General features: G+C 34.3%; 24 protein-coding genes and 1 pseudogene. 4 read left to right on the forward strand and 21 right to left on the reverse strand.

Annotated elements, in window-relative coordinates; translation table 11 throughout:
- Window positions 1-197: 197 nt before the first annotated feature.
- From JV528_RS13675 to sbnA, 19 genes are all read right to left on the reverse strand, one after another.
- Entirely contained in the window at window positions 198-797 is a 600-nt protein-coding gene (locus tag JV528_RS13675; RefSeq protein ID WP_065315806.1) for a superoxide dismutase, read from the reverse strand.
- Window positions 798-1,064: 267 nt separating this feature from the next.
- The gene (locus tag JV528_RS13680) at window positions 1,065-2,495 is read right to left on the reverse strand and encodes an oligosaccharide flippase family protein (RefSeq protein ID WP_065315805.1); all 1,431 of its coding nucleotides are present in this window, start codon (window positions 2,493-2,495) and stop codon (window positions 1,065-1,067) included.
- Entirely contained in the window at window positions 2,485-3,723 is a 1,239-nt protein-coding gene (locus JV528_RS13685) for an O-antigen ligase family protein (RefSeq protein WP_000431231.1), read from the reverse strand. Before JV528_RS13685 ends, JV528_RS13680 begins: the two co-directional genes overlap by 11 nt.
- Window positions 3,704-4,870, reverse strand: a complete 1,167-nt coding sequence (locus JV528_RS13690; RefSeq protein ID WP_000692495.1) for a glycosyltransferase family 4 protein — start codon at window positions 4,868-4,870, stop codon at window positions 3,704-3,706. Before JV528_RS13690 ends, JV528_RS13685 begins: the two co-directional genes overlap by 20 nt.
- A gap of 209 nt (window positions 4,871-5,079) precedes the next feature.
- The gene (locus JV528_RS13695) at window positions 5,080-5,772 is read right to left on the reverse strand and encodes a sugar transferase (protein ID WP_000736077.1); all 693 of its coding nucleotides are present in this window, start codon (window positions 5,770-5,772) and stop codon (window positions 5,080-5,082) included.
- A complete protein-coding gene (locus JV528_RS13700; protein ID WP_072433290.1) occupies window positions 5,735-6,715 on the reverse strand; it encodes an NAD-dependent epimerase/dehydratase family protein in 981 nt (326 codons plus the stop codon). The genes JV528_RS13695 and JV528_RS13700 overlap by 38 nt, the downstream gene beginning before the upstream one ends.
- A gap of 69 nt (window positions 6,716-6,784) precedes the next feature.
- The gene (locus JV528_RS13705) at window positions 6,785-6,907 is read right to left on the reverse strand and encodes a hypothetical protein (protein WP_014532536.1); all 123 of its coding nucleotides are present in this window, start codon (window positions 6,905-6,907) and stop codon (window positions 6,785-6,787) included.
- A gap of 143 nt (window positions 6,908-7,050) precedes the next feature.
- Window positions 7,051-7,827, reverse strand: coding sequence for a (S)-acetoin forming diacetyl reductase (locus tag JV528_RS13710; protein ID WP_000183771.1), 777 nt, complete (start codon window positions 7,825-7,827; stop codon window positions 7,051-7,053).
- Between the two features lie 210 nt (window positions 7,828-8,037).
- Window positions 8,038-8,832 (reverse strand): hypothetical protein, encoded by a 795-nt coding sequence (locus JV528_RS13715; protein ID WP_001230656.1) that lies wholly within the window; start codon window positions 8,830-8,832, stop codon window positions 8,038-8,040.
- Between the two features lie 49 nt (window positions 8,833-8,881).
- Window positions 8,882-9,310: a hypothetical protein gene (locus JV528_RS13720; protein WP_001055593.1), complete on the reverse strand. Its 429-nt coding sequence runs from the start codon at window positions 9,308-9,310 to the stop codon at window positions 8,882-8,884.
- Between the two features lie 194 nt (window positions 9,311-9,504).
- On the reverse strand, window positions 9,505-10,269 hold the full coding sequence (sbnI, locus tag JV528_RS13725; RefSeq protein ID WP_001015549.1) for a bifunctional transcriptional regulator/O-phospho-L-serine synthase SbnI: 765 nt from the start codon (window positions 10,267-10,269) through the stop codon (window positions 9,505-9,507).
- Window positions 10,270-10,272: 3 nt separating this feature from the next.
- Window positions 10,273-11,475 (reverse strand): staphyloferrin B biosynthesis decarboxylase SbnH, encoded by a 1,203-nt coding sequence (gene sbnH / locus JV528_RS13730; protein ID WP_001223711.1) that lies wholly within the window; start codon window positions 11,473-11,475, stop codon window positions 10,273-10,275.
- Entirely contained in the window at window positions 11,475-12,251 is a 777-nt protein-coding gene (gene sbnG, locus JV528_RS13735) for a staphyloferrin B biosynthesis citrate synthase SbnG (protein ID WP_001186805.1), read from the reverse strand. The genes sbnH and sbnG overlap by 1 nt, the downstream gene beginning before the upstream one ends.
- Entirely contained in the window at window positions 12,226-14,076 is a 1,851-nt protein-coding gene (sbnF, locus tag JV528_RS13740) for a 3-(L-alanin-3-ylcarbamoyl)-2-[(2-aminoethylcarbamoyl)methyl]-2-hydroxypropanoate synthase SbnF (RefSeq protein WP_078061078.1), read from the reverse strand. Before sbnF ends, sbnG begins: the two co-directional genes overlap by 26 nt.
- Window positions 13,985-15,721, reverse strand: a complete 1,737-nt coding sequence (sbnE, locus tag JV528_RS13745) for an L-2,3-diaminopropanoate--citrate ligase SbnE (protein ID WP_001179874.1) — start codon at window positions 15,719-15,721, stop codon at window positions 13,985-13,987. The genes sbnF and sbnE overlap by 92 nt, the downstream gene beginning before the upstream one ends.
- Complete coding sequence (gene sbnD / locus JV528_RS13750) at window positions 15,711-16,967, reverse strand: staphyloferrin B export MFS transporter (RefSeq protein ID WP_000610049.1); 1,257 nt, start codon at window positions 16,965-16,967, stop codon at window positions 15,711-15,713. The genes sbnE and sbnD overlap by 11 nt, the downstream gene beginning before the upstream one ends.
- A complete protein-coding gene (sbnC, locus tag JV528_RS13755) occupies window positions 16,960-18,714 on the reverse strand; it encodes a staphyloferrin B biosynthesis protein SbnC (protein ID WP_204254854.1) in 1,755 nt (584 codons plus the stop codon). The genes sbnD and sbnC overlap by 8 nt, the downstream gene beginning before the upstream one ends.
- 20 nt (window positions 18,715-18,734) lie before the next feature.
- The gene (gene sbnB / locus JV528_RS13760; RefSeq protein ID WP_204177508.1) at window positions 18,735-19,745 is read right to left on the reverse strand and encodes a 2,3-diaminopropionate biosynthesis protein SbnB; all 1,011 of its coding nucleotides are present in this window, start codon (window positions 19,743-19,745) and stop codon (window positions 18,735-18,737) included.
- Window positions 19,742-20,722: a 2,3-diaminopropionate biosynthesis protein SbnA gene (gene sbnA / locus JV528_RS13765; protein ID WP_204254855.1), complete on the reverse strand. Its 981-nt coding sequence runs from the start codon at window positions 20,720-20,722 to the stop codon at window positions 19,742-19,744. Before sbnA ends, sbnB begins: the two co-directional genes overlap by 4 nt.
- 230 nt (window positions 20,723-20,952) lie before the next feature.
- Here sbnA and sirA point away from each other — a divergent pair, with 230 nt between their 5' ends.
- From sirA to sarS, 4 genes are all read left to right on the forward strand, one after another.
- Window positions 20,953-21,945 carry a staphyloferrin B ABC transporter substrate-binding protein SirA gene (sirA, locus tag JV528_RS13770; RefSeq protein WP_001045117.1) on the forward strand — a complete coding sequence of 331 codons (993 nt, stop codon included), beginning with the start codon at window positions 20,953-20,955 and terminating at the stop codon, window positions 21,943-21,945.
- A gap of 15 nt (window positions 21,946-21,960) precedes the next feature.
- Window positions 21,961-22,956 (forward strand): FecCD family ABC transporter permease, encoded by a 996-nt coding sequence (sirB, locus tag JV528_RS13775; RefSeq protein ID WP_204177506.1) that lies wholly within the window; start codon window positions 21,961-21,963, stop codon window positions 22,954-22,956.
- Entirely contained in the window at window positions 22,953-23,951 is a 999-nt protein-coding gene (gene sirC, locus JV528_RS13780) for a staphyloferrin B ABC transporter permease subunit SirC (RefSeq protein WP_000136629.1), read from the forward strand. The genes sirB and sirC overlap by 4 nt, the downstream gene beginning before the upstream one ends.
- A 368-nt stretch (window positions 23,952-24,319) precedes the next feature.
- Window positions 24,320-25,072, forward strand: a complete 753-nt coding sequence (sarS, locus tag JV528_RS13785) for an HTH-type transcriptional regulator SarS (protein WP_000876752.1) — start codon at window positions 24,320-24,322, stop codon at window positions 25,070-25,072.
- 480 nt (window positions 25,073-25,552) lie between these two features.
- Here sarS and JV528_RS13790 read toward each other — a convergent pair whose 3' ends face one another.
- Together JV528_RS13790 and JV528_RS14760 are read right to left on the reverse strand one after the other, a co-directional pair.
- Window positions 25,553-26,725 carry an IS256-like element ISEnfa4 family transposase gene (locus tag JV528_RS13790; RefSeq protein ID WP_032495458.1) on the reverse strand — a complete coding sequence of 391 codons (1,173 nt, stop codon included), beginning with the start codon at window positions 26,723-26,725 and terminating at the stop codon, window positions 25,553-25,555.
- 99 nt (window positions 26,726-26,824) lie between these two features.
- Window positions 26,825-26,928: pseudogene (locus JV528_RS14760) on the reverse strand (hypothetical protein); the annotation flags it as partial.

The raw sequence follows: 26,928 nt of genomic DNA on the forward strand, positions 1-26,928 counted from the left end.
TGCGCTCTTCTCGAAACATTTAGTTCACAAGCACAGAGAACACAAGTAAAGTATTCATCATTGTATATGATTGTACTGTTTTATTTTGCCACTTTTACGTGCTATCCCATAACACATACACGAATAAGTAAAGATATTAAGTACAAAAAAGGGTGAAACACCTTGTAGATGCTCCACCTCAATTATATTAAGTTATATTATTTTGCTGCTTGGTATAATTCATCAACTTTTTTCCAGTTAACAATATTCCAAAATGCAGTCATATAGTCTGGACGTTTATTTTGATATTTCAGATAGTAGGCATGCTCCCAAACATCAAATAGTAAGATTGGTGTTTTGCCTTCTGTTAATGGATTATCTTGGTTTGGCGTTGTCACAATTTCTAATTTTTCATCATTAACAACTAACCAAGTCCAACCTGATCCAAATAATGTTGTTGCTTTATTTGCAAATTCATTTTTAAATTCATCTAAAGTGCCCCACTGCGCTTTAATGTCGTCTATTACGCCACCTTTTTCTTCAGAATTAGGTGATAGTATTTCCCAGAATAATGAATGGTTAAAATGACCACCGCCATTATTACGGACTGACATCCTCATCGCTTCCGGTACCTTGTCTAAGTTAGCAATCATATCCGCTAGTGATTGATGCTCCAACTCTGTTCCTTCAACTGTTGCGTTTAATTTCGTCACGTACGTATTGTGATGTTTGTCGTGATGAAACTCCATTGTTCTTTGATCTATATATGGTTCCAATGCATCATATGCATATGGTAAATTTGGTAATTTAAATGCCATAAGTATATTCCTCCTTTTATGAATATACTTTTATAATAATTAATTTCGGGTGTGTTTTGCAATAATTATTATTTATTTGTTATATCCAATTATATAAAATTTAAATATTCGAAATTGATATAATATTTAACATTGAATGCAAAAAGGCATTTAACTGCTTTTGTTTCCCGCTTTTAAAAAGAATTAAAAAAGACAACTTCCATTTTTCAATAAGAAATTGCCTTTTCTTCTTCATCTTAAATTTCTAAAGTATAGCGTTACCGATACTTAAATTGTTTTATGTCGAAGATGCCTCAATATTTGCCATACGTATTGATTTTTCATAGTCATCATTAATAAAAGATAAACTACTATACCAATCGCAATTAATAGCAGCGTAGCGTACATTGTAGGGGGCAAATAATGATTGACCACACCAAGCACAATAAACATCATAACGGCAGCAATGACACATTGAATCGTACTTACAATATTCAACTTCACATTGATTTTAGTAATATCAATAAATCGCCAAATGAGCAAGAAAAACTCTGTAATTAAACGCGCAATAGCAGCACCGTAAATTCCATAAAAATATATCAAAACAAGACATAATACTAAATTCATTACCGCACCAATAGTAATTGACGCATTATATAATCTTATTTTATTCACTATTAATAAATATTGCCTGCTTATCAACATATTTAAAGGAATGATTAATACAAGTATCGCCAAAATGGTCATCAATGGGACAGTTGATGCGAATTCCTCACCAAAGAACCATAAATAAAATGATGGCATAATTGCAATTAAACCAAAGACCATAGGTATTGTTAATATCAATTGAATATTCATATTATTAGCTAACGTTTTAGTTAAACTATGTGATTTCTGGATAGACATTTTGGTAATACGCGGAATCATTACAAGATCAAATGTATTAATCATTATGATTGCGACCGTTAAAATATTAAATGCGTTAGAAAAGATACCAACTTGTTGGTATGTGCCTACTAAACCAAGAACAACGCAAGAAATACTAGTATATAAGTTGAGCTGTCCATTTGGTAATAAGTATGCTAATGACGAACGAAACAATTGCCAGACGTGTATCCAATTAACCGAAACAAAGCTAATGTATCGTTTTAAATAGATAAACAAAGGTAATTGGTTTAATACCGTCACAATAGCAATAGTAAATACATACAATGATAAATCTGATTGATCTTTGACAAAGATAACAACGACACTTAATACAATACCAGACGCAACAATATTACTAAGGCTAGGTATTTTAAACTTTTCAGTTCCAGCATAAAACCATGAAATATCGAGTGCTGCACCTATTATATAGATTCCTTGTAGTAGGAAAATAAGATAGTAATCATCTATAAATATAGTAATTACGACCATATACATCGCAAAAACTGTTAACGCTAAAAATAATTTACTGACAAAGATATCCCAAAACTGCTGAGACAATTGCCGTTTGTCGTTAACGGACTTCGCGATAACTCTATTAAAATATAACTGAACGCCAACACTTGCAATCATCAAAAAGTATTGCACGATATTGAAAGAAAATGAAACAATACCTACACCACTGGGACCAAATGCACGTGAAATAATGGGTATTGTAATCAGTGGTGTCATCGTCCTAATCAATTGGTATAGCCCTTGATAAATAATATTTTCTTTTAGTGAATCACTCTTCATTACGATCCCTTTCCATCTTTTCATATTGAACAATAAAGACGATAATTCCTAAAATAAAAGCGACATATCTTGAGTTATTAAACGATACTGTTAAAAAGTAAATCAGCATCGTCAACATTACAACAATTGCGGTTACATTTTTCCCAGAAATGTTAAATCTAAATAATTCAAACAGTAAATAAAGCATAAATATGATAAATAATGCACCGAATAAAATGCCCCATTCCGCAAAAATCTGCAAATATGTATTATGGGCAACAAGTAAAATACCATTAATTTGCGAGCCAATATGTACATAATCCACTAATCCGACACCAAAACCTAGTGTATATTTAATTACTGAAATGGCATTTATCCATACAACACTTCGCTCAGACCCACTATCATTTAATGATGCAAATCCCTCTTCAAAAATTGATGCCATTCGATCTAAAGATGGTAAGCCATCTAGATCGCTCAATTGGAATAAATAGTAGTTGATATTATAAAAGGTAAAACAAAGTAATATCAGCATAATCACTAACATACTCACAACACTTACCGCATTTCTGCTAAATAACTTTTTAATAAAGAAATAAATGGCTAAGACGATTAATATGATAAACGCAGTCTTAGATCCGGTTGTAGTTAATGACCATAGCAGAATGCCACATGCAAGAACCTTGAATATGTAATTATGAATATACTTGTAAGCAAGTACCAATGTGATAATCTGTGTCATCGCGAAATAGTTAGGGTCATTCATTAATCCTTTTGAACGTATTTCATCAAAGTATAACAATTTCATTAGTAAAGGGGACTTGTTCAAACCGGCTATAATACAAAATAAACCTATAGTCACACTGCTTATAATATAAGAGGTAACGATCACTTTCTTGCTATTACCTAACTTAAAGATGATCATCCCTAAATAGAAATAAATGACTACAAATGCATATTTAACTGTAGATGCAAGAACTTCCTTAACCGTAATAAATATCAAATCATCAAAAAATAGTAAACAAAGCGTAATAATCATACGATATGTATACAAAATAATGAAAAACTGTAAAAAATGATTTGCCTTTAATAAATGGTTAGCGAAAAACAGTAAATAAACTAATATTAGTAATGTGATAAAGTCAGCTATAGAAACATTCACACCGGCAATAACCGAAGATTGCTGAATAAAAACCGCTAAACCGATAAGTAACAATGTTAGTAATTTACTATTGTGTTGATTTTCCATTATAAACGTCTTCCACTTCTTTAATCATTTTCTCCTCAGTAAAACATTCTAAATAACGTTTTCTAGATTGATTACTCATTTTGATGTAATCACTGTCTATTAAATATTTTTCCAGGACTTTGGCAATAGTTTCGGGTTGGTTGTTCATCATACATATACCATTATCAGTTACTAATTCTGAAATACCGCCAACATGACTGGCTATAACAGGCAAACCTGTAGCCATAGCTTCGATAATGCTAATTGGCAAACCTTCATGCTTACTTATTAAAATAAACGTATCGTATTGTGATAATAAATGACTCGCATTAATGACATTGCCCAAAAATGTGACATCATTTTCTAACCCAGCTTGTACAACTTGTTGCTGACAATCATTTAATGTAGGTCCATCGCCTATAAATGTAAAATGCGCATGATTACTGTTATGTAATTTCAATATCTCTATTGCCGCGATTAGATTTTGTGGCAATTTTGGATAAGCAAATCTTGCAATCATAACAAATTGATGCTTTGTCGGGGCATTAATCTGTAAATCTTGTTTATTAGGCAACATTCCAACTACTTCGCCAATATTGTTATGTGATTGGCTTTTTAGCGTTTGCTTAACAGCGGGAACATCTGCAATACCATTATGTATTGTGGTTAATTTCAATCGATTAAATCGATATTTTAGCGCTAACTGTTTATCGAAATCTGAAACACAAATAATGCTATCTGTAATACGTGACATTAATTTTTCGATAACTAGATATAGAAATTTTTTAGCTGGTTTAACACCCTCTGTAAAAGCCCATCCATGCGCTGTAAAAACTACACGTGTGTCTTTCGATTTCGAAATGAACTTCGCAATTCGTCCGACCGTTCCAGCTTTGGAAGAATGTAAATGGATAACATCAGGTTTAATTTTCGAGAATAACTGTGCTAACACTTTGACAGCTAAAATATCTTGTTTAAAGTCAATTGGACCTACTAAATGTTCGATAATAATTACATTAACTCTTGCATCTAGTTGTTCAATCATTGGTCCATGATTGCCTACAATGACATAAACATCATGGTGTACGCAAAAATGGTTGGCGAGTTGAATGAGATGTGTTTGTGCACCACCATTGTCTGCTTTAGTAATACAATATATAATTTTCAACTGTTACAAACCCCTTTAACGCTATACTTTCAATTTCTTAACATAGCTATCTCATCAGATGAATAGTATTTATAGCCATGCAAATCAATGATGGCACATATTTCTTAATGCCATTTGATACTGTCTCAAGGGATTCCTCGTTATACTGTAACAATTGGTCACAATCTTTAAAATGTAACTTTTATTTGAACTTATTAAGTAAATTAAGACTACCTTGAGCCTTCCCCTGTAATAACAACCATCAATGTTCTAATTGATATATATAGTTCCATCATTAAACTACCTTTATGTATATATTTCATGTCATATTTCAGTTTTTGTTGCGGTGTTAAGTCATATCCACCTTGAATTTGCGCAAGTCCTGTTAACCCTGGTGTAACAAGACATCTTTGCTCGAAACCTATCACTTCTGAACTAAATAATTCTACAAATTCCGGACGTTCCGGGCGTGGTCCAATAAAACTCATTTCCCCTTTAACAACATTAATTAGTTGTGGTAATTCATCAATGCGTGTTTTACGAATAAACTTCCCGACATTTGTTATACGATCATCATCTTTATCAGCCCATTGCGCACCATTTTTCTCTGCGTTTTTACACATCGAACGTAATTTGTATATTTTAATTAATTTACCCATCTTCCCAACTCTAACCTGACTATAAATAGGATTTCCTGGCGAATCTATGACAATAGCAATGGCGAATATGAACATAATCGGAAATGTTAAACATAATAAAACGATACTTAATACTAAGTCAATCGCACGTTTAATTGGGTAATAGCCTTTTCTCACTTCTTCGAGTGCATCTAATTTTCTTTGATAATTATAATTTTTATTTATATGAACATCTTCAATGTTATTTTTATGACATTTCCACTTCTTTAGCTGTAACTTCTTCAATATTATCTACCTCAAAATTAAAGTAATCCTTTAAACCTGTTTCTACTGTATATTTAGGAACAAATCCTAATGCCTTTAAGTTAGAAATATCTGCATAAGAATGCTTAATATCTCCTTTTCGTGCTTCTTTAAATTCATGCTCGACTGATTTTCCATATAATTCACCAATAATACGATAAACCTCTAATAAATTAGTAAAAGTGCCTGTACCAATATTATAACCGTGTCCAATTGCATCTTTGTGTTCCATAATTAAGCGTACAGATTGAACAACATCATATACATATACAAAATCTCTAGTTTGCAGTCCGTCACCAAAAAATGTAAATGGCTTGTTATGCTCAAATGAATCGAACATCTTTGAAATCACACCTGAATATTGTGACTTAGGGTCCTGTCTTGGCCCAAATACATTAAAAAATTTAACAACCGCTGTTGGTATGTTATATAACGAGCAATAATTTAATGTCGTCCGTTCGCCGTAATATTTATCTATTGCATATGGTGATAATGGTAAGATTAATGATTGATCATTTTTAGGTAAATCGGGAAGATCACCATAAACAGCTGCTGACGAAGCAAAGATAAAACGTTTTATACGACTATTATATTTTTTAATGATTTCTAACAATCTTAATGTTGCTACGACGTTTATTTCCTGAGATAAGATAGGTTTCTCAACCGACTCAGCAACACTAACTAATGCTGCTAAATGAATAACATAATCAAATTGATATGTCTTCATGATTTGTTCAACTGCATCATATTCACGAATATCTAATTCAAACACATGATCGTCAGCCAAACTTTTAATATTTTCTCGTTTACCTGTTCTATAGTTATCTAGAACATAAACATCATAATCTTGTTGTAAATCATCTACTAAATGCGACCCAATAAAACCAGCCCCACCAGTTATCAAAACTCTTTCCAAATCTTCCACCTCTTTTATACATTAAAAATATATCATAAAAACATAAAGTATTGTAAGCTTTTTATAGATATTTTTTATTTATAAAAATAAAATGAGATAACTTTGTGAATTTTTATTGAGATAAATTAGATAGTGGGGTTTTTGTGATATTTTATAATATCTTGAGTGTGTTAATACTAGTAATGCTTTCAACTGATGCATTAGACAGTGACATCATAACTCATTTAGGAACTTCTGTTATTAATTTTCTACCAATACAATCCCTTCTAAGTGCACTAAAAAATCCTTACTGCTAAGTGATTAAACTTAACAATAAGGATTTATTTATCATTAGTGGATGATTATTAACGGAATCTCATACCACCATCTACAATAATTGTTTGTCCAGTAATGTAATCAGAGTCTTTACCAGCTAAGAAGCTCACTACATTTGAAACATCTTCTGGTTGAGAAACTCTGCCCAAAGCAATCTGACTTGTAAATTGTTCCCAGCCCCATGCTTCAGGTTTACCTGCTTCTTCGGCTGTTGCCACTGCGATACTTTCCATCATTGGTGTTTGAACGATACCAGGTGCGAATGCATTCACAGTAATACCTTCAGACGCTAAATCTTGTGCGGCTACTTGTGTTAAACCTCGCACTGCGAATTTTGTACTGCAATATAAAGACAAGCCTGGGTTACCCTCAACGCCTGCTTGAGATGTTGCATTGATAATTTTACCGCCATGATTGAATTTTTTAAATTGTTCATGTGCGGCTTGAATACCCCATAGCACACCTGCTACGTTCACGCCATATACTGTTTTAAACTGTTCTTCAGTAATTGTATCGATTGGTGTTGTTGGTCCAAGGCCGGCATTGTTAACCATAACATGGAAATCGCCAAATTGCGCTGCAGTTTGTCTTACTGCATTAAATACATCATCACGGTTTGATACGTCTGCTTTGATAGCAATAGCTTTTGTACCATCACTTGATAATTTAAGTGCAGCTGCTTTTGCCCCTTCTTCATTGAAATCAACAACTGCTACTTTGAAACCATCTTCCACTAAACGTTCTGCAATTTTAAAACCAATCCCTTGTGCTCCGCCAGTTACTAATGCTACTTTGTTGTTTGTCATAAAGATCACTCCTCAAATTACTTTCCTTTAATTACATTTTACTCCTCTTCATTTGAATAGTACAACAAAGGTAACTCCATTTAACAAAATATTCAGATATTTAAGGTATAGTTAAACGCACTACCTTTAGTGATTGGCAATGCGTTTAAATGTCGTTTTAAAAGTGCTTATGTTGAATATTATTTTTTAAGTCTCTCGATTAGTTTGTTATCAATCTTTTTTCGAGACATGGTCTTTTGATTCAATCGGCGGTTCCGTATTATCACTGTCAACTTTAGTTGTAGCTTCATCTTTATGTACTTCTTCGTTTAATCCTTCTAGGTTTTTAGTCGTGGGATTTTTAAACTCAGGATGTTCTATCATGTCTTGACTATCAAGTTCCTTTTTACACGTGTCTTTATGTGATGCTTGATTTGCGTCAGTACTAATCTTTTTTAATATTTCACTTGAATCAAGGTGAATATCAATTGTTTTGTCATCAATTAGTTTTTTATTTCCCACTGTATGTGCTACTTTAATTGAATCATCACTATGTTTTATCGAGACAGACTTGTACACAAGTTTATAACGTATTTCTTGTTTAGAAGCTCCTTTGTGACTTTGAACAGCAACAGTATTTTCTGCAGATAAAGATTTTTTTCTAATAAAAAGAGAAATGGCTACAATAAACCAAAGTATTGCAGATACAAAGTTGTATAATAACGCAGCAATAATCGCATATACAACTAATATGATACCTTTTAAAATTCTTCTTTTAGATAAGTCAAATGCTAGTACAGTAACAGGTAAGACTGAAAATATAATTAGACATGTAGCAAATATCATAAATGAAGTGGGTGTTTTTAATAAATCTCCAATTTCATTACCTGTTAACAAAAATAAAAATCCAAAAAATGATCCAAAAAATAATGTAAATATATATATGAGCAAAGCTATAATAGCCATGTATGCTATTTGAATATATATACCCATCCATATTAATATCAATTCTATATTTTTCCTCATGCTCATTCCCCATTTATTTAAACTTTATACACTACCACAAATATTCACTTTATTCTTTAGTAATTTTATCTTTAGATTCAAATTGATTCTCTGTACTTTCAATATCAACTTTTTTATTTTCATTCTTACCTGTTGACCCATCTTTTGAATATTTAGTCCAAATAAGAAAAATGCCGCAAACCACCCATAACATTGATGAAAGGTAATTAAACATACAAAATGCCACAATCGCATAAACAATAAAAAGCGTACCTTTTACTTCCATTTTATTCTCTAAGTTAATCGCGGTTAGGATAGGTGGTAAAGTTAAGATAAGAATGATTACTAATGCTATTAAAACAGCTATTTCAGGGCTTGCTCCTTCAGCATTTATAAAAATGATAAAGGTTGTCATGCTAACAATGACGACGTTATAATACATTTGCACTGCGATGCCTATCCAAATAGCTATTCTTCCTATAATTAAATCCATATTCATACTCATTCCCCATTTATTTAAAATTTATACTTTACCTTAATATACCTTATTTTATTTAATTTTTATATGCAAAATACAAAAATAGAGAACTTTAATATTTATAAAATATCAAAAGTTCTCCACACTATATTGTTTATTATATTTTCGCTATCAATACGCTAAATCATCATATTTCTCTCAACATCACAGTAAAACTATTGCTCCACCAAGTATACTTTTTCAGTATAGCATCTCATATTGGCAAACTTATCTGCTAAAAACTGCTTCCAATTGCGCAGTTGTTCAACATCATCATCTTGTTTAAGTAATGCCAGTGGTACTTGAAGATTAAGACATCGTCCTGAAATATTAAAGCGTGTCACACCTGCTGGCACAGTTTCCCCTTTATGAACAACTGCTTCAATTTCCTTATAACTCAATGGCTGATACTTCATGAGTACATCTTGTTGAGAAAGACAAGGATATGTACCTTGTGCAATTCTCTCTACAGAACAACAACCACTATAACTTGCGACAACCTTTTCCCATACTTGAAAATGTGCTTCGCCTAAATCTTTTGTATACAAATATTGTTCTGTATCACCATGACACATCGTAATAAATGGCGCTTCTTGTCTTGTCTCAGTAGTCCATGGCAAGCGATGTTCTTGTTGTAACGTTTCCCACCACACACCAAATGGAACTTTATGTTGCCATGTACTAATTGAATATTGTGTTTCATGGATTTCTTGCACTGGAACTTTCTTACATCCTAACGCTTTCAAACTTGTATACCGATGCACACCATCTATAACCATATATCTACCATGTTGCATCGCTGTCACTAAAATAGGATGACGTATAAAATCATCTGCTTCAATACTACTTTTCGTCTTTTCCAATCTTAAAGGTTCGAATGTTTCGTGAAGATCAATCTTATCTACTGGTACCAATTTTAAATGTTCATGAATATGATTCAATAGTTATTCATCCTCCTTTGTTTGCGTTAAATAAATAAATTCAGGATGTGGATGGCTTAAGAAATCGTGATGTGAAATAGACCATCCGTATGCACCTGCATATTTGAAAACAATAACGTCGCCTGTACTGATTGCATCTATCTGTACTTCTCTAGCAAAGACATCTTTCGGTGTACATAATTGACCGACTAACGTTGTGTCCTGCCTCGAAATTGAAACTTTTTCAAATGAATATGGATTGTCCTTATAGCGATAAATGTCAAAAGGATGGTTATGCTGCCAAGATACCGGCAATCTAAATTGTTGCGTACCTCCTCTTAAAATGGCATACCAAGCACCATGTACTTTCTTAATATCTAGCACTTCTGTCACATAGTAACCAATATGTGCCACAATAAAGCGCCCACATTCAAAGTTCAATGTCACATCTTCCATTTCTTGCTCAACGATAAGTGTTTTAAAATTTTCTACAAAATTATCCCACTCAAATTGGCTAGTTAAATCTGCATAGTTAACGCCTATGCCACCACCAAGATTGATATGTTTGAGAGGAAATTGATGTTTTTCAGACCATGCCTTTGCTTTTTTAAAATAAAGTGTCACTACATCGACATGTAAATTCGAGTCTAAATTGTTAGAAATAGAATGAAAATGAAATCCATCTAAATGAATATTTGGCATTGCTAGCGCAGCTTCAATGACATCATCAACTTCGTCTTCAGAAATACCAAATTGTGTTGGGCGTCCTGCCATATGCAACGTTGCATTGGGAAATGGTCCTGCTAAATTAACACGCAATAAAATGTGTTGTGTCTTATCTTCATCTTCTAAGATGGCATTTAGCCGTTGTAATTCATGCATACTTTCAACATGAATACGCTGAACACCTTCACTTACTGCATATCTTAGTTCCTCGTCTGTCTTACCAGGGCCACCAAAAATAATATGATTTGCTGGTTTAAAAGCAAGACCTTTTGCTATTTCACCTTGAGATGCAACTTCGAATCCTTCAACATACTGACTAATTGTATCTAGGATTGTTCGTTCACTATTTGCTTTCATTGCATAGTACATCTGACAATTACTAGGCAATGACGATGTAATATGTTGCAAATGATGTTCCAGTCCAACTAAATCATAGATATAATGACAAACTGGATGAGATTGTGCTTTTAATTGTTCAATAACGGGTTGAACTATACGCATTAGTCTTCATCCCCCTTCTGTTTAGACGTCGCTAGAGATGCACTTAAATGGCGATATATTTTTCCACGATCATCACCTAAAATAAATGTTTGTACACCTTGTGCCTGCCATTTTGCAATATCTTCATCTTCACGTGGTAATGCACAAAAATGTTTACCATGTGCATTCACAACTTCAAAAATATGTTGAACATGTGATGTTACTTGATCATCACGCGTTTGCCATGGTATGCCAAGTGACTGGGATAAATCTGCGGCACCTTCGACTATCATGTCTAAACCTTCGACTTGTGCTATATCGTCAATGGCCATAACCCCTTCAACATCTTCTATCATGGCAATCACCATAATATGCTCATTAGCCATCTCCATTGCATCAAGTAATGGTGTACGTCCAAATCTTGCCATGCGACCACCATTCAAACTTCTTAATCCTTGCGGGTAATAACGACTTAATTTCACAATATGCTCAACTGTCTCACGATCTTTAACGTGTGGCACAATAATACCTCTCGCACCCATATCCAACACTTTAATGATATCTCTATCTATCACTGCAGTGACACGTACAATTGGTATAATATGCGCTGCTTCAGCTGCACGAATTAAATGCGCTAGTGTCTCATCATTAATCGCCACGTGTTCTGTATCAATCACAACAAAGTCATACCCGCTTGCTGCGATAACCTCTATCATTAATGGGTCCGGTATAGAATTAAAAATGCCATAAACTGAATCACCATTGTTTAATCTATGTTTCAGAGATAGTTGTTGCATCAGTAATACCTCCTACACCTAATGGATTTGTAACATGATGAATTCTTAACTCGGAGTCACTTAATAATCGACGTGTCGTTAACTTTTCAACTTGAATCGTAGGTTCAAACAAATCGAAATGTTGATAGTTATTCAACTCTGGAAATGCTTCTTGATACGCCTCGATGATGCCTTTAACCCATTTCCATTGCAGCTTCTCATCGATATCATATTGCTTTTCAATAAATAAGATGATTTCGGCGATATTAATAAAGAAAAATGCATCATGTAAAAAGTCGCGTACTAAACGTTCGTCATCTGTTTCAATAAATGAATTACTATTCACTTTTTTATGTGCTTCTGGCATTGGCTTTAATGTCAGGTGTGAAGCAGCTTCACTTAAATGCTCACGCTTAAAACGAACACCATCATGGAAATCTTTTAAGGCAATACGTGTAGGCCAACCATTTTCATGAATAAGCATCATATTTTGTGCATGCGATTCAAAGGCAATACCGTGATAATAAAGCATATGAATCATTGGACGAATCGCTACAGCTAAAAATTGCTTTGTCCAAGCTTCAGAACCATATTGTTTAATCCAATTTTCAATGAATGGTACACCATCCTTATCACTCGCATAAAGTGCATTAAATGGTATCGCATCCTCTTCATCGATTAACATATGATATATATTTTCACGCCATATAACACCTAACGCACCATAAACTTGAGTTTGTTTATAAGGCGAAAGTTGTGTATTTAAATAAGACTGTCCTAAGACTTCCCCTAGAAAAGCTGTCTTTAATTCATCTTTTAAATACGTATCTTGTTGCTGTATCTGCTTTAACCAATCCGTAATTTGCGCTGCATTTTCAATTGTATGAGGCGCCAACACTCGTTTCGTTGAAGTATTCGTTATACTTATTGGTACCTTTAAATAATATTTTGTCGTGTCTATTGGCGACATCGTACGAATCGATTGTTGAGGGTGATATAGCTCATCACTTTCCCCTAACCATAGTACTGTGCCATTAAGCCTTTCTTCAGCCAAATCAACTTGGATGACATGTTCAAACTGCCATGGGTGTACAGGTATCATCTCAACATCATTTACATGTTTACCAGACGCTTCAATTTGCTGTACAAAATGTTCATAAGTCTTATCGCCAACTTGTTGACGTAACATTTCGTTAACTACAACATTTCTTGATACCGTCGTTTCTACTTTATCTTTGTCGATAGCTAACCATTGCAGTTTAACGTTTGGTACAAAGTCAGGACCAAATTTCAAATTATCACTCAACGTAAATCCTAAACGTGATTTGTAACTTGGATGATACTGATGACCTTCCATCGCATAAAATTCATAGTCGTTAAATGTCTCAGGTGTTGCTGGTGGGGTTGATTCTCGATACTGCATACTTTGTGTATCTTTTAGTTCTGTCTGTAATAACTCGACAATAAATTGTTCTAACTTTTCATCATTTTTAGGAAATGTAAATACAACCTCTCTCAGTAATTGTGTATAGTCTGTTGTTGTATCTGCCTCATCTCCTACGACACGCTCAATTGGTGATGTGATACGTATACGATCAAAGCTATGTGTCTTTTCAGCAGTAAAACGATACTCTGAATCTTGTCCTTCTATTGTAAAATGACCGACACCGTCTTGATATGACGTCTTATAAACAACGATATTCTCATAAATAAGTGAGGATACCAGTTGATGCATCACTCTAGTCTTTACACGATTAAGAATTGTTTGATTCACAATACGATACCTCCTTGTTATGACAAATTGGATTTGGTATATGTGTATAAATAGGGTTTGCACCACAATCATTCAATTTACTCATCAAATTCGCTTTAGCCGCAATGGTCGGCGTTTGATATAAATCTTCTACACAGTCAACAAATACTGCGTTATTCGCGTATTCTTTTTTCCAAGTCATAAGACGATGCGCTACAAGTTGCCATAACACAACTTCATTTCTAGTCGCTTTACCAATGGTTGATACTAAATGTCCTAAGTGATTTACTACAACATAATATTTAAGACGATGCCACGCTTCATCATGTGCATATACAACAGGGCTAGATGCTGCCACAACATTTGGCACAAGTTGTTTTTCAGTAGCAATCGTTCTAGATAGACAAATGCCTTCAAGATCTCTGACAAAGCATACGTCGGGTATGCTATCTTTTAATTCAATTAATGTATTTTGTACATGTGCTTCTAGACTAATGCCTGTGTTACTAAACAGCTTTAATATCGGCAATAATGTACGATCCAAATAACATTCAAGCCATGCTTCTGGCGCTAAACCACTTTGCTCAATCACTTGTGATAACTTAGAGGTCGGTGAATCAGGCATCGTTTCAAATAATGACGCCAATACATGAATATCTTTATCAGCATGGTAATTCGGTATCCCTTCACGAACAATCATGGCACTATTTGTTAATAAATCCATTTCAGGTTCAACTGTTTGTCCTAATGGATTCGGTAACAATGCACGATAGCCTTCTTCAAACATCAATTTAAAATGGGGTGTTTCAACCTCATCTTTGACTGATGCGATAACTTGTGCGGCATCGATTGTCCGTTCAATTTGTTCAAGATCATTCGTACGTATAAAATTAGTAATTTTAACGTGTATCGGTAATTTTAAATAAATGTTTAATGCTTTTGAAAATACAGTTCTAACCGAAGACGTCGGGTAAACTGAATCACCGGAAACGCCAAGGTCTTTTATTAAACCTTGTTCACTATATTGCATATACTGTGGATGCTGTCGCAACACATTGATTTGATAAGGATGTATTGGTAATAAAATAAAATCTTTAGGTATCTCTGATATGTCTATATCTGCTAATTGATACAACACTTTCTCAACCTGATCTTCTTTACCTTCTACATAGCGCGTGAGCAGAACATCTTGATGCACAGCTAAATAATGCAATTGGAATGACGTATGACATTCGGGTGCATATTTCTCTAAATCTGCTTCTGAAAACCCACTTGCACTCTTAGGAGTCGGATGAAATGGATGACCTAAGTATAAAGATTGTTCTGAAACGATATAGCGATCCTCTGCGTAGTCTATTGTGTTACTTTGCAAATAACGCGCCGTGCGATGAATGCTATTATCGATGTCAGACATAATTTGCGCCATATGTTGTTGCACTGCCGTTTGATTATCTGCACTTTGAGCCATATGTTGCAAAATACGCGCAATGGCTTCTTTATAAGTTGTTAATTTTTTAATTTTTCCATCAATTAGCCATACCTCTGGATGATACATATGATGCCCCATCGCAGACCAATAAGCGAATTGACCTGTTAAAGTTTCGAGATCTGACAATTGTATAGACCATTGATGATTTTGAGGTGGCACTTGATATAAATTTTCTTCTCTAAAATATTCATTTAAAATACGTTCGATAGCCGCATACGCTGCATGTTGTATTAATTCTTTATTTTGCACTTTTTTGTTTCAACTCCCATAATTTCATTAATGTGTGATCGTTGATTTGATTAGTGATGGTTGAACAAATTAAAAATAAACTACTTACAGCAAATACTATGCCCATAACGATAAACGTAGTAGCTGGTGTAGTATAACTTGTAATGGCAGCGCCACTAAGACTACCAATAATTTGACCAATAACTAACATACTGTTCGTCGTTCCAACAAATGTGCCTTTAAGTTGCTGATGACAAGCATTTACAACAACAAACATGACACTTTGAATCAATGCGCTATATGTTAATCCTTGAAGTATTCTTGCAGCCATTAAAAACTCTATATTCGTCGCTAAACCTTGCAGTATCGCACTACAACCACATGCAATCGTGGCAAATATATATACTGATTTAACATATGATTTATCATTAAAGCGACCCCATAAAGGCGCGCTTAATATCGAAGCCGTCCAAAATGCGGACTGTAAAAATCCAATCACACTACGGTCATCTATCGCTGTATGATTCACTGATGAAGCAAGTGGTGATAATGCAGTTAGCATGCCATACATAGCAAAGTTTGCTAAAACGCCAACGATAATAAATCGACACGTTTGTTGTGTGCATAATAGACATTGAAATGAACGGCGAATACCTTTATTAATATTTGGTGTTTGTGATTTTGGCATATGTGTCGTTTCAATCAATTTTAATGCACCGAAAATACAGACAATAAAAGTAATAACGGCAATACTCATCAGTAACGCACTAAAACCTAATATCGAAGCTGTAACACCGCCAATTAATGGCCCCACAAGAGACCCTGCGCTGACTGAACTTTGCAGTCTTCCTAATACCTTTCCACGATCTTCAGCTGGCGCCTCTGCACTCGCAAACGCACTTGATGCATCAACAACACCACCAAATAGTCCCTGCAATAACCTCACAAGTACAAACTGTAATGGTGTAGTACACAATGCCATTAAAAATAAACATACCGCCAAACCAAGTAACGCTCTTAACACCATCCATTTTCGACTGATCTTATCACCTAGCTTCCCCCATATCGGCGAAGCTATCATCGTCGTTACAGCTGGAGCAGCAATCGCTATACCACTCCACAACTGTATTTCTACGACTGATAGATTTTGTAGTGATGCCATATAAATTGGCAATAATGGCACAAGTACTGTCAGTCCAGCAATCGCTATAAACTGACTGAGCCATAAAATGCGAAAGTTACTGCGCCATATAGACTGATTAATCATATGTCACCATTGGATTTGGTACGGTAGTTAAACCTGAAGGCATACTACCTCCACCACTATCACGTTGATATAGCAATGGTAATAAAATTTGTTTAAATGGCCACGTCTGTTTATCAAATAAAATGTGTCTGACAGCTAGCTGATCAGTTGTAACCCAAGAAATAGTTGCCACTTCATTTTTTAAAATTTGTTTTAACAACGACATAAGTTCATGCTCACTTACACCAAATAAATCTTGAATTGCATCAATAATGGCATATAGATTTACCGATACAGCTAATGTTTGAAAATAAGCAAAGAATGTTTCCAAATCTTCATTAATTAGCGTATTAGGTGTATCTTCTCTGACGACATACTTCGGCAATGAAAGCTGATGTGCTGTTAGCCATGGTTTATAAATTCTGACAGTATCATGATCACGTAACACGCATTTTTGTACACGTCCATCTTCAAATGACAACAATATATTTTGACCATGCAACTCAGGTAATGCGCCGTATTGCATAAATGATAGTGTTACCTTTAAAAAGACTTGTGCGATATCTTCAAATAACGTCATAACATCATTTTTAGAAATATTATCTTTTCCACAAATCATTTGATATAAGGTGCGATCATTTGCCGCGAGTGCTGCCATTGAAACTAGCTGTTGCGTATCATTTTTGGCTAGCACTTCGGGATATTTTCTTAGCTGAATAGTTAAATGGCCTAATTGATCTTTGAAAATATCATTATCTTGACCCATATATGACCACCAAGCTGTTTCATCACAAACCATGACATACTTAGCTAGTGCTTCATCTTTTTCTATAAGCTGACGTAATAATTGTTCTGCTTGTTCTCCGTTTTTCATGTAACGCGTAGGCGTTAGTCTTAATGCGCCTAATGACTGCATTGCAAATGGTACTTTGACATGGTTATACGGTGCGCCAATATCAATTAATGAACGCATACTTGAAGATGACAGATAATCTCCAAATTTTAACGGTAATAGTACAACCAACTTTTCACTAATCTCTTTCGCAAAGACGTTCGGCAGAATATGCTGATATTGCCAAGGATGTACCGGAAATAGTACATAGTCATCTATTGATAACGCTTGATCATTTAACATATCTGTCGCTTGTTCTTTTATAGGTGCTGTCAATGATTCTAATTCATCGATATTTGCAGTATCGCCATGAATCATATGTGTCTTTTTAACTGCTGCAACCATTAAAGGAAATGATTGATTTAATTCAGCTTGATACACTTGATAATCCGCTTCTCTTAATCCTCTTTTTTCTTTAGCTAATGGATGAAATGGACGATCTTTTAAACTTGCAAACTGCTCTGACATCACAAAAGGATGTGACGCTAAATCTAATTCTGATAATTGTTTAGCAAGCTGTGTGGCAGCAGTAGTCAGTCCTTCTTCAACGCGAGCCACTTCCCATTCATGACTTAAATCACAATTCATATTAGCGATTGTTTGCCAAAATTCAGTTGCAGTTAGTGGTTGTTTAGACGTCCTTCTTTCTATCGTAATTGGTTGTGAACTTTCATAACGAAACATATTTAAAGCACTAAAATAAACAGGTATCTTTATTTGTTGTGTTTCACGTTTGTATATCAAAATGGTTTGTCCATTTTCTTTAGTAATCTCACTATTCGATACAATGCCGGCTATATCTTCAAATAATAATGCATCAACTAAATCCCTTAATATTATCGTTTGTGCTGTATTGACTGCTGTATGATTCTGCAATGTTCAGACACCTCGCATTCTTAATATAGGTTCAATGTTGTCCCAATATTTTGTTGTTGTGCCTGTTGATAAATAAAGTAAGCACTTGAAATATCTTCGATAGCCATACCCATCGGATTAAGTAATATGATTTCATCATCGTCTTCACGTCCTGGTATGTCACCTGTCACAAGTTGTCCTAGTTCAGCATGAAGTGCTTCTTTGCTGAATTTACCTTCTAACACTAATTGGTTAATAGTTTTCTTTTCTCGATTACATTGTGACCAGTCATCTACTACGACTTTGTCAGCTTTAATAAAGACTTCTTTATGCACATCCATGATAGAAATGTTGCTAATAAATGCACCCTTTTGTAACCAATCATATTCAATGTATGGTTGATCCGTTACGGTACATGTAATGACTACTTCACCATTTGATACTGCTTCTTTAGCATTTTCTGTCGCAATAAAATTAATTTCCGGACGCTGTTGTTGCCATCTATCAACAAAGCGTGCACATGCTTCAGAGAATTGATCGTAAACAAACACGCGTTCAATATGATCGAATTGCTCTAACATACTTTGTAATTGCTTGTCTCCGATTAGCCCGCAACCAATGATTGTTAAATCTTTAAATCCTTTTTTAGCCAAATGCTTAGCTGCAATCACTGAAACTGCTGCAGTACGCATACTACTAATCAAACTTGCTTCCATAACTGCAATTGGATAATTCGTTTCTGGATCATTCAAAATAATAACACCACTTGCACGCTCCATATTACGTTTCGATGGATTGTCGTGCTTACTACCTATCCACTTAATACCTGAAATTGCGTGTTCACCACCGATATGACTTGGCATTGCAATAATTCGATCTGCGATGTGTCCATTTTCAGGATCCTGTCTTAAATACCGCTTAAGCGGTTGTACAAAATCATTGTGCGCATGCGCTGTTAATGCCTCTGTTAATGCGTCCACATAAACTTGTGAATGATTTCCTCCCGCTTGTTCAATATCTGATCTATTTAAATACAACATCTCTCTATTCATTCTGATTTAACTCCTTGTCTTGATTTCATTTTTTCTAACCATGTATCTGAATAAACTAAATCTAAGTAACGATCGCCTCGATCTGGTAAAATCGTGACAATTGTTGCACCTTCTTCAATTGACGTTATCAACTGCTCAATCGCTGCAATAATCGAACCTGTTGGACCTCCAGCAAATATGCCTTCATAATCAATCAGTTTTCGACAGCCCAAAGCAGATTGATAATCATCTACATGGATCACTTGATTAATTTCTGATCTATTCAATATTTCGGGTACACGACTAGCACCGATACCAGGTAATTCTCTATTAATAGGTTTGTCACCAAAAATGACTGACCCTTTCGCATCAACAGCAACAATTTGTGCGTTTGGATGCACTTCTTTTATTTTTCTACTCATACCCATAATGCTACCTGTCGTGCTGACTGGCGCGACAAAATAATCTATAGGTTGCTTAATTGTTTCAACAATCTCTGTGCCTGCACCATGATAATGGGATTGCCAATTTAACTCATTCGCATATTGATTAATCCAATATGCATCGTCAATAGTGGCTAACAGTTCTTGCACCTTTGCAATACGAGTCATTAAATAACCCCCATGTGCATCAGGTTCTTCAACCATTTCTACATTGGCACCATAACTTTTAATAATTTTCAAATTTGTTGGTGATATTTTAGGATCAACAACACACGTGAGTTTTAATCCCTTGATTTTAGCTATCATTGCCAACGCAATGCCTAAATTACCAGAAGTACTTTCAATTAAATGTGTATTCTCAGTGATTAAACCATGTTTAATACCATGTTCAATGATGTACTTGGCAGGTCGATCTTTCATGCTGCCTCCAGGATTCATATACTCTAACTTTGCAAACACTTCATGTTTCGGAAATAGTTGATGAAGTTGAACCATAGGTGTTTGCCCTACAGAATCTAACAATGAATCGTGACATACTTGACTTTTTTCAATCAAAAGCGCTTCCTCCTCAAATTTAAAATTCTATAATATTGTGTGTTACCTAATTGATAATGATTCTCACTATCAAGTAATTAGGATTATATTTTTTATGCATTTATATGTCAAATAATTATAAGTTGCATGTAAATCATAAATATTTTATTGACTTAGGAAAAAATTTAATTCATACTAAACCGTGATAATGATTCTCATTGTCATACATCACGAAGGAGGCTAATTAGTCAATGAATAAAGTAATTAAAATGCTTGTTGTTACGCTTGCTTTCCTACTTGTTTTAGCAGGATGTAGTGGGAATTCAAATAAACAATCATCTGATAACAAAGATAAGGAAACAACTTCAATTAAACATGCAATGGGTACAACTGAAATTAAAGGGAAACCAAAGCGTGTTGTTACGCTATATCAAGGTGCCACTGACGTCGCTGTATCTTTAGGTGTTAAACCTGTAGGTGCTGTAGAATCATGGACACAAAAACCGAAATTCGAATACATAAAAAATGATTTAAAAGATACTAAGATTGTAGGTCAAGAACCTGCACCTAACTTAGAGGAAATCTCTAAATTAAAACCGGACTTAATTGTCGCGTCAAAAGTTAGAAATGAAAAAGTTTACGATCAATTATCTAAAATCGCACCAACAGTTTCTACTGATACAGTTTTCAAATTCAAAGATACAACTAAGTTAATGGGGAAAGCTTTAGGGAAAGAAAAAGAAGCTGAAGATTTACTTAAAAAGTACGATGATAAAGTAGCTGCATTCCAAAAAGATGCAAAAGCAAAGTATAAAGATGCATGGCCATTGCAAGCTTCAGTTGTTAACTTCCGTGCTGATCATACAAGAATTTATGCTGGTGGATATGCTGGTGAAATCTTAAATGATTTAGGATTCAAACGTAATAAAGACTTACAAAAACAAGTTGATAATGGTAAAGATATTATCCAACTTACATCTAAAGAAAGCATTCCATTAATGAACGCTGATCATATTTTTGTAGTAAAATCAGATCCAAATGCGAAAGATGCTGCATTAGTTAAAAAGACTGAAAGCGAATGGACTTCAAGTAAAGAGTGGAAAAATTTAGACGCAGTTAAAAACAACCAAGTATCTGATGATTTAGATGAAATCACTTGGAACTTAGCTGGCGGATATAAATCATCATTAAAACTTATTGACGATTTATATGAAAAGTTAAATATTGAAAAACAATCAAAATAATTAAGGAGTTTTACGATGCTACTTAAACCAAAATACCAAATCGTTATTGCTGGTTTATGTCTTGCAATAGTAGCTATCTTAAGTTTAATGATTGGAAATACGCTTGTGTCACCAGGTACGGTGATACAGGCGTTATTCAACTTTGATAGTGAAAACGATTTACATGATGTTGTCACTGGTGCACGGGCGTCGAGAACAATCATTGCGTTATTGACTGGTGCTGCCCTTGCTGTCTCAGGTTTGTTGATGCAAGCACTTACACGAAACCCAATAGCATCACCAGGGCTTTTCGGTGTCAATGCAGGCGCAGTATTTTTTGTCATCTTTAGTATTACATTTATCCAAATTCAATCTTTTAAAATGATTGTTGTCATCGCATTTTTGGGGGCTATTGTTGTTACAGTCTTAGTCGTTGCACTAGGTATGTTTAGACAAACCCTATTTTCACCTCATCGTGTCATTTTGGCAGGTGCTGCGATTGCGATGCTATTTACAGCCTTTACTCAAGGCATACTTATTATGAACGAAACAGACTTACAAGGCCTATTATTTTGGTTGAGTGGCTCCGTTTCATTACGTAACATTTGGGATATCCCATGGGTTATTCCGCTTGTATTGATACTTATTTTAATTGCATTTAGCATGGCTGCACACATCAACATCTTGATGACAAGTGACGACATTGCAACCGGCCTCGGTCAAAACATAAAATTAATCAAATGGATGATTATTATGCTTATCAGTATGTTAGCCGGTATTTCGGTAGCCGTAGCTGGATCAATCGTCTTTGTGGGTCTTATCGTATCGAATATTAGCAAACGATTATTACCACCAAACTATAAGTATTTAATTCCTTTTACTGCATTAGCTGGAGCAATCCTAATGATCATTTCAGACATTGTTGCTCGTATAATAATTAAGCCACTAGAGTTGCCTATCGGTGTCGTTACCGCTGTCATTGGCGCTATTGTCTTAATCTATATTATGAAGAAAGGACGTCAACGCTTATGACCGAAAAGATTAATAAAAAAGACAATTACCATCTCATCTTCGCGTTAATCTTTTTAGCCATCGTTTCAGTGGTAAGTATGATGATTGGTTCAAGCTTTATACCATTACAACGCGTACTGATGTACTTTATAAATCCAAATGACAGTATAGATCAATTCACTTTAGAAGTATTACGCTTACCTCGCATTACACTTGCGATATTAGCTGGTGCCGCACTAGGGATGAGTGGTTTAATGTTACAAAATGTATTGAAAAATCCAATTGCCTCACCAGATATTATCGGAATCACAGGTGGTGCTAGCTTAAGTGCTGTTGTCTTTATTGCATTTTTCAGCCATTTAACGATACATTTACTTCCACTATTTGCAGTATTAGGTGGCGCAGTTGCAATGATGATACTATTAGTGTTTCAAACGAAAGGACAAATACGCCCGACAACACTCATAATCATCGGTATTTCGATGCAAACATTGTTTATTGCGCTTGTCCAAGGATTACTCATTACAACGAAGCAATTATCTGCTGCCAAAGCTTATACATGGCTAGTCGGAAGTCTTTACGGTGCTACGTTTAAAGATACAATCATTTTGGGTATGGTTATTTTAGCTGTTGTGCCGTTGTTATTTCTTGTTATACCAAAAATGAAAATATCTATACTTGATGACCCTGTAGCGATTGGCTTAGGCTTACATGTACAACGTATGAAACTAATCCAATTAATCACTTCTACTATACTCGTATCTATGGCAATCAGTTTAGTAGGTAACATTGGGTTTGTCGGTTTAATCGCACCACATATCGCGAAAACAATCGTTCGCGGAAGTTATGCTAAAAAGTTACTAATGTCAGCAATGATTGGTGCCATATCAATTGTTATTGCAGACTTAATTGGGCGTACCTTATTCTTACCTAAAGAAGTGCCAGCAGGTGTATTTATTGCTGCTTTTGGTGCCCCATTCTTCATATACTTATTATTAACCGTGAAAAAGTTATAACGATATTATTAAAACAAAATGACCTCACAACAACGTTAGCAAAATGTTTAAGCTAACTAACCGTTGCGAGGTTTTTTTATACATATAGTTGTCGTTATTGTTAACAAGCGTCGACTTTCTTAATTACATATTAATACTTTATATACAAATAACACCGACTCATATTCTATAATATCAATCAATATTCTTCGATTTTTCAAATATCGATAACTATTTCTTATTTAAATATAGTGTTTGATAATGTCATTTATTCAAAAACACAAATTTTAATAAAAATATCATATTATTTTTAATTGTAAATTATGGATTATTTTTCTTATTATATTGTGTTATATTAAAATAAAGTGCATATACAAGGAGATAAAACAATGAAATATAATAACCATGACAAAATTAGAGATTTTATAATCATTGAAGCATATATGTTTCGTTTTAAGAAAAAAGTCAAGCCTGAAGTCGATATGACTATAAAAGAATTTATATTACTGACTTATTTATTTCATCAGCAAGAAAACACACTTCCATTTAAGAAGATTGTTTCAGATTTATGTTATAAACAATCGGATTTAGTACAGCATATAAAAGTACTTGTGAAACATTCATATATTAGTAAAGTTCGAAGTAAAATTGATGAGCGTAATACTTACATTTCAATATCTGAAGAACAACGAGAGAAAATTGCAGAACGTGTTACATTGTTTGATCACATCATTAAACAATTTAACCTTGCAGATCAAAGTGAATCACAGATGATACCAAAAGATAGTAAAGAATTTCTAAACTTGATGATGTATACAATGTATTTCAAGAATATTATCAAAAAGCATCTAACATTAAGTTTTGTAGAATTCACAATTCTAGCTATTATCACTTCTCAAAATAAAAACATCGTTCTTCTTAAAGATTTAATTGAAACAATCCACCATAAATACCCTCAAACTGTTAGAGCTCTCAATAATTTAAAAAAGCAAGGCTATCTAATAAAAGAACGCTCAACTGAAGATGAAAGAAAAATTTTAATTCATATGAATGACGCGCAGCAAGACCATGCTGAACAATTATTAGCTCAAGTGAATCAATTATTAGCAGATAAAGATCATTTACATCTTGTTTTTGAATAATATCTCTATTACGCAAGTGTGCTGTATTCTAAAGTGCACTTGTGTTTTCTATTTTTTAATAAAACCTCAGCACATTATGAACAACTTTCTATTTTCTATATCTCTTAAAACCATTTCCGAAATTAAACCTCAGCACATTCAAAGCCCCACTTTATTCTTAAAAATATTTTTTAACTTATATACATTAAAACGCTTTCATTATAAAAAATATCTCTATATTTTATCTGTTTTTATTAATCGAAATAGCGTGATTTTGCGGTTTTAAGCCTTTTACTTCCTGAATAAATCTTTGAGCAAAATATTTATTTTATAAGTTGTAAAACTTACATTTAAATTTAATTATAAATATAGATTTTAGTATTGCAATACATAATTCGTTATATTATGATGACTTTACAAATACATACAGGGGGTATTAATTTGAAAAAGAAGTCAAGTCCAGACTCCTGTGTAAAATGCTATACAATGTTTTTACCATTTCTACTTATCAAAATTGATGTATTTTCTTGAAGAATAAATCCATTCATCATGTAGGTCCATAAGAACGGCTCCAATTAAGCGATTGGCTGATGTTTGATTGGGGAAGATGCGAATAATCTTTTCTCTTCTGCGTACTTCTTGATTCAGTCGTTCAATTAGATTGGTACTCTTTAGTCGATTGTGGGAATTTCCTTGTACGGTATATTGAAAGGCGTCTTCGAATCCATCATCCAATGATGCGCAAGCTTTTGAATATTTAGACTGGTCGATATATTCACCGACTAAGGCATTCTTAGCTGTTCGAGCGAGTTCAATATCCGTAAACTTAAAGATCGCTTTTACTGCTTCTCTAAACGGTTTTGAATTCTTTTTTGGAATGGAACTGAAGATGTTTCTTAAAAAATGGACCTGGCATCTCTGCCAACTTGCGTTGGTAAATGACTTACGAATTGCAGACACTAGGCCTTTATGGGCATCAGAAATGATGAGTTCTGTCCCCTGTAGACCGCGTTCTTTTAAGTATTCAAAGAAGATGGACCATGTGTCATCACTTTCTTCATTTTGGATCATGAAGCCAATGATTTCACGATCACCACCTTCTGTTATCCCGATCGCAATATGGCAGCTTTTAGAAAGCACTCGATGGTCCTCACGGACTTTTATGTAGAGAACATCAGTCATCAGATAAGGATAACTCGTACCTGAGAGTGAACGGTTCTGCCATTCGTTGACCATCGGGTCTAACTGCTCAGTCAGGCTAGAAACAAAAGATTTCGATACCGATTTTCCACATAGCTCTTCAACAATCTTTGAAACTTTACGTGTCGAAACGCCTGAAACATACATCTCAAGCATTGAAGCGAGCAGTGCCTTTTCATTTCGCTGATAACGCTCAAACACCGTCGGTGAAAATTCACCATCACGTGTTCTGGGTACTTTTAATTCTAGCGTGCCTACACGTGTCGTAAAGCTGCGCTCATAATAGCCATTTCGTTGACTTTGTCGGTTTTCTGTTCGTTCATATTCTTTTGCTTGAATATATTCTGTTCGTTGATTTTCCATTAGTTGATTAAATACCGTTGTTAAAATATTTTTAGAAACGTCATCCTTTACAGAATATTCAATAATGCTTTGAATCTCTTCGCTTTTCAGTGTAAAATGTACTTGGGTCATGTAAAAGTCCTCCTGGGTATGTTTTTGTCGTTAAAAACATTGTACCGTAAAAGGACTGTTATATGGCCTTTTTACTTTTACACAATTATACGGACTTTATCCTATTTTGTATCGCTTTTTAATTGTTAACAATAATGTAACCAAAATAACTGGGAAAAATATGTAAAACTGTTCTTCAATTGCTAAAGACCATAAATGCTTTA

The sequence above is a fragment of the Staphylococcus sp. GDB20D11A genome (assembly GCF_016893255.1).
Classification (GTDB): domain Bacteria; phylum Bacillota; class Bacilli; order Staphylococcales; family Staphylococcaceae; genus Staphylococcus; species Staphylococcus aureus.

Excerpts from the sequence above, each read along its gene's own strand:
- JV528_RS13675 (WP_065315806.1), bottom strand. The coding sequence starts at position 797 with ATGGCATTTAAATTACCAAATTTACCATATGCATATGATGCATTGGAA.
- JV528_RS13680 (WP_065315805.1), bottom strand. The coding sequence starts at position 2,495 with ATGAAGAGTGATTCACTAAAAGAAAATATTATTTATCAAGGGCTATAC.
- JV528_RS13685 (WP_000431231.1), bottom strand. The coding sequence starts at position 3,723 with ATGGAAAATCAACACAATAGTAAATTACTAACATTGTTACTTATCGGT.
- JV528_RS13705 (WP_014532536.1), bottom strand. The coding sequence starts at position 6,907 with ATGCATCAGTTGAAAGCATTACTAGTATTAACACACTCAAGATATTAT.
- JV528_RS13710 (WP_000183771.1), bottom strand. The coding sequence starts at position 7,827 with ATGACAAACAACAAAGTAGCATTAGTAACTGGCGGAGCACAAGGGATT.
- JV528_RS13715 (WP_001230656.1), bottom strand. The coding sequence starts at position 8,832 with ATGAGGAAAAATATAGAATTGATATTAATATGGATGGGTATATATATT.
- JV528_RS13720 (WP_001055593.1), bottom strand. The coding sequence starts at position 9,310 with ATGAATATGGATTTAATTATAGGAAGAATAGCTATTTGGATAGGCATC.
- sbnH (WP_001223711.1), bottom strand. The coding sequence starts at position 11,475 with ATGCGTATAGTTCAACCCGTTATTGAACAATTAAAAGCACAATCTCAT.
- sbnG (WP_001186805.1), bottom strand. The coding sequence starts at position 12,251 with ATGCAACAACTATCTCTGAAACATAGATTAAACAATGGTGATTCAGTT.
- sbnF (WP_078061078.1), bottom strand. The coding sequence starts at position 14,076 with ATGATTGTGGTGCAAACCCTATTTATACACATATACCAAATCCAATTT.
- sbnD (WP_000610049.1), bottom strand. The coding sequence starts at position 16,967 with ATGATTAATCAGTCTATATGGCGCAGTAACTTTCGCATTTTATGGCTC.
- sbnB (WP_204177508.1), bottom strand. The coding sequence starts at position 19,745 with ATGAATAGAGAGATGTTGTATTTAAATAGATCAGATATTGAACAAGCG.
- sirA (WP_001045117.1), top strand. The coding sequence starts at position 20,953 with ATGAATAAAGTAATTAAAATGCTTGTTGTTACGCTTGCTTTCCTACTT.
- sirB (WP_204177506.1), top strand. The coding sequence starts at position 21,961 with ATGCTACTTAAACCAAAATACCAAATCGTTATTGCTGGTTTATGTCTT.
- sirC (WP_000136629.1), top strand. The coding sequence starts at position 22,953 with ATGACCGAAAAGATTAATAAAAAAGACAATTACCATCTCATCTTCGCG.
- sarS (WP_000876752.1), top strand. The coding sequence starts at position 24,320 with ATGAAATATAATAACCATGACAAAATTAGAGATTTTATAATCATTGAA.
- JV528_RS13790 (WP_032495458.1), bottom strand. The coding sequence starts at position 26,725 with ATGACCCAAGTACATTTTACACTGAAAAGCGAAGAGATTCAAAGCATT.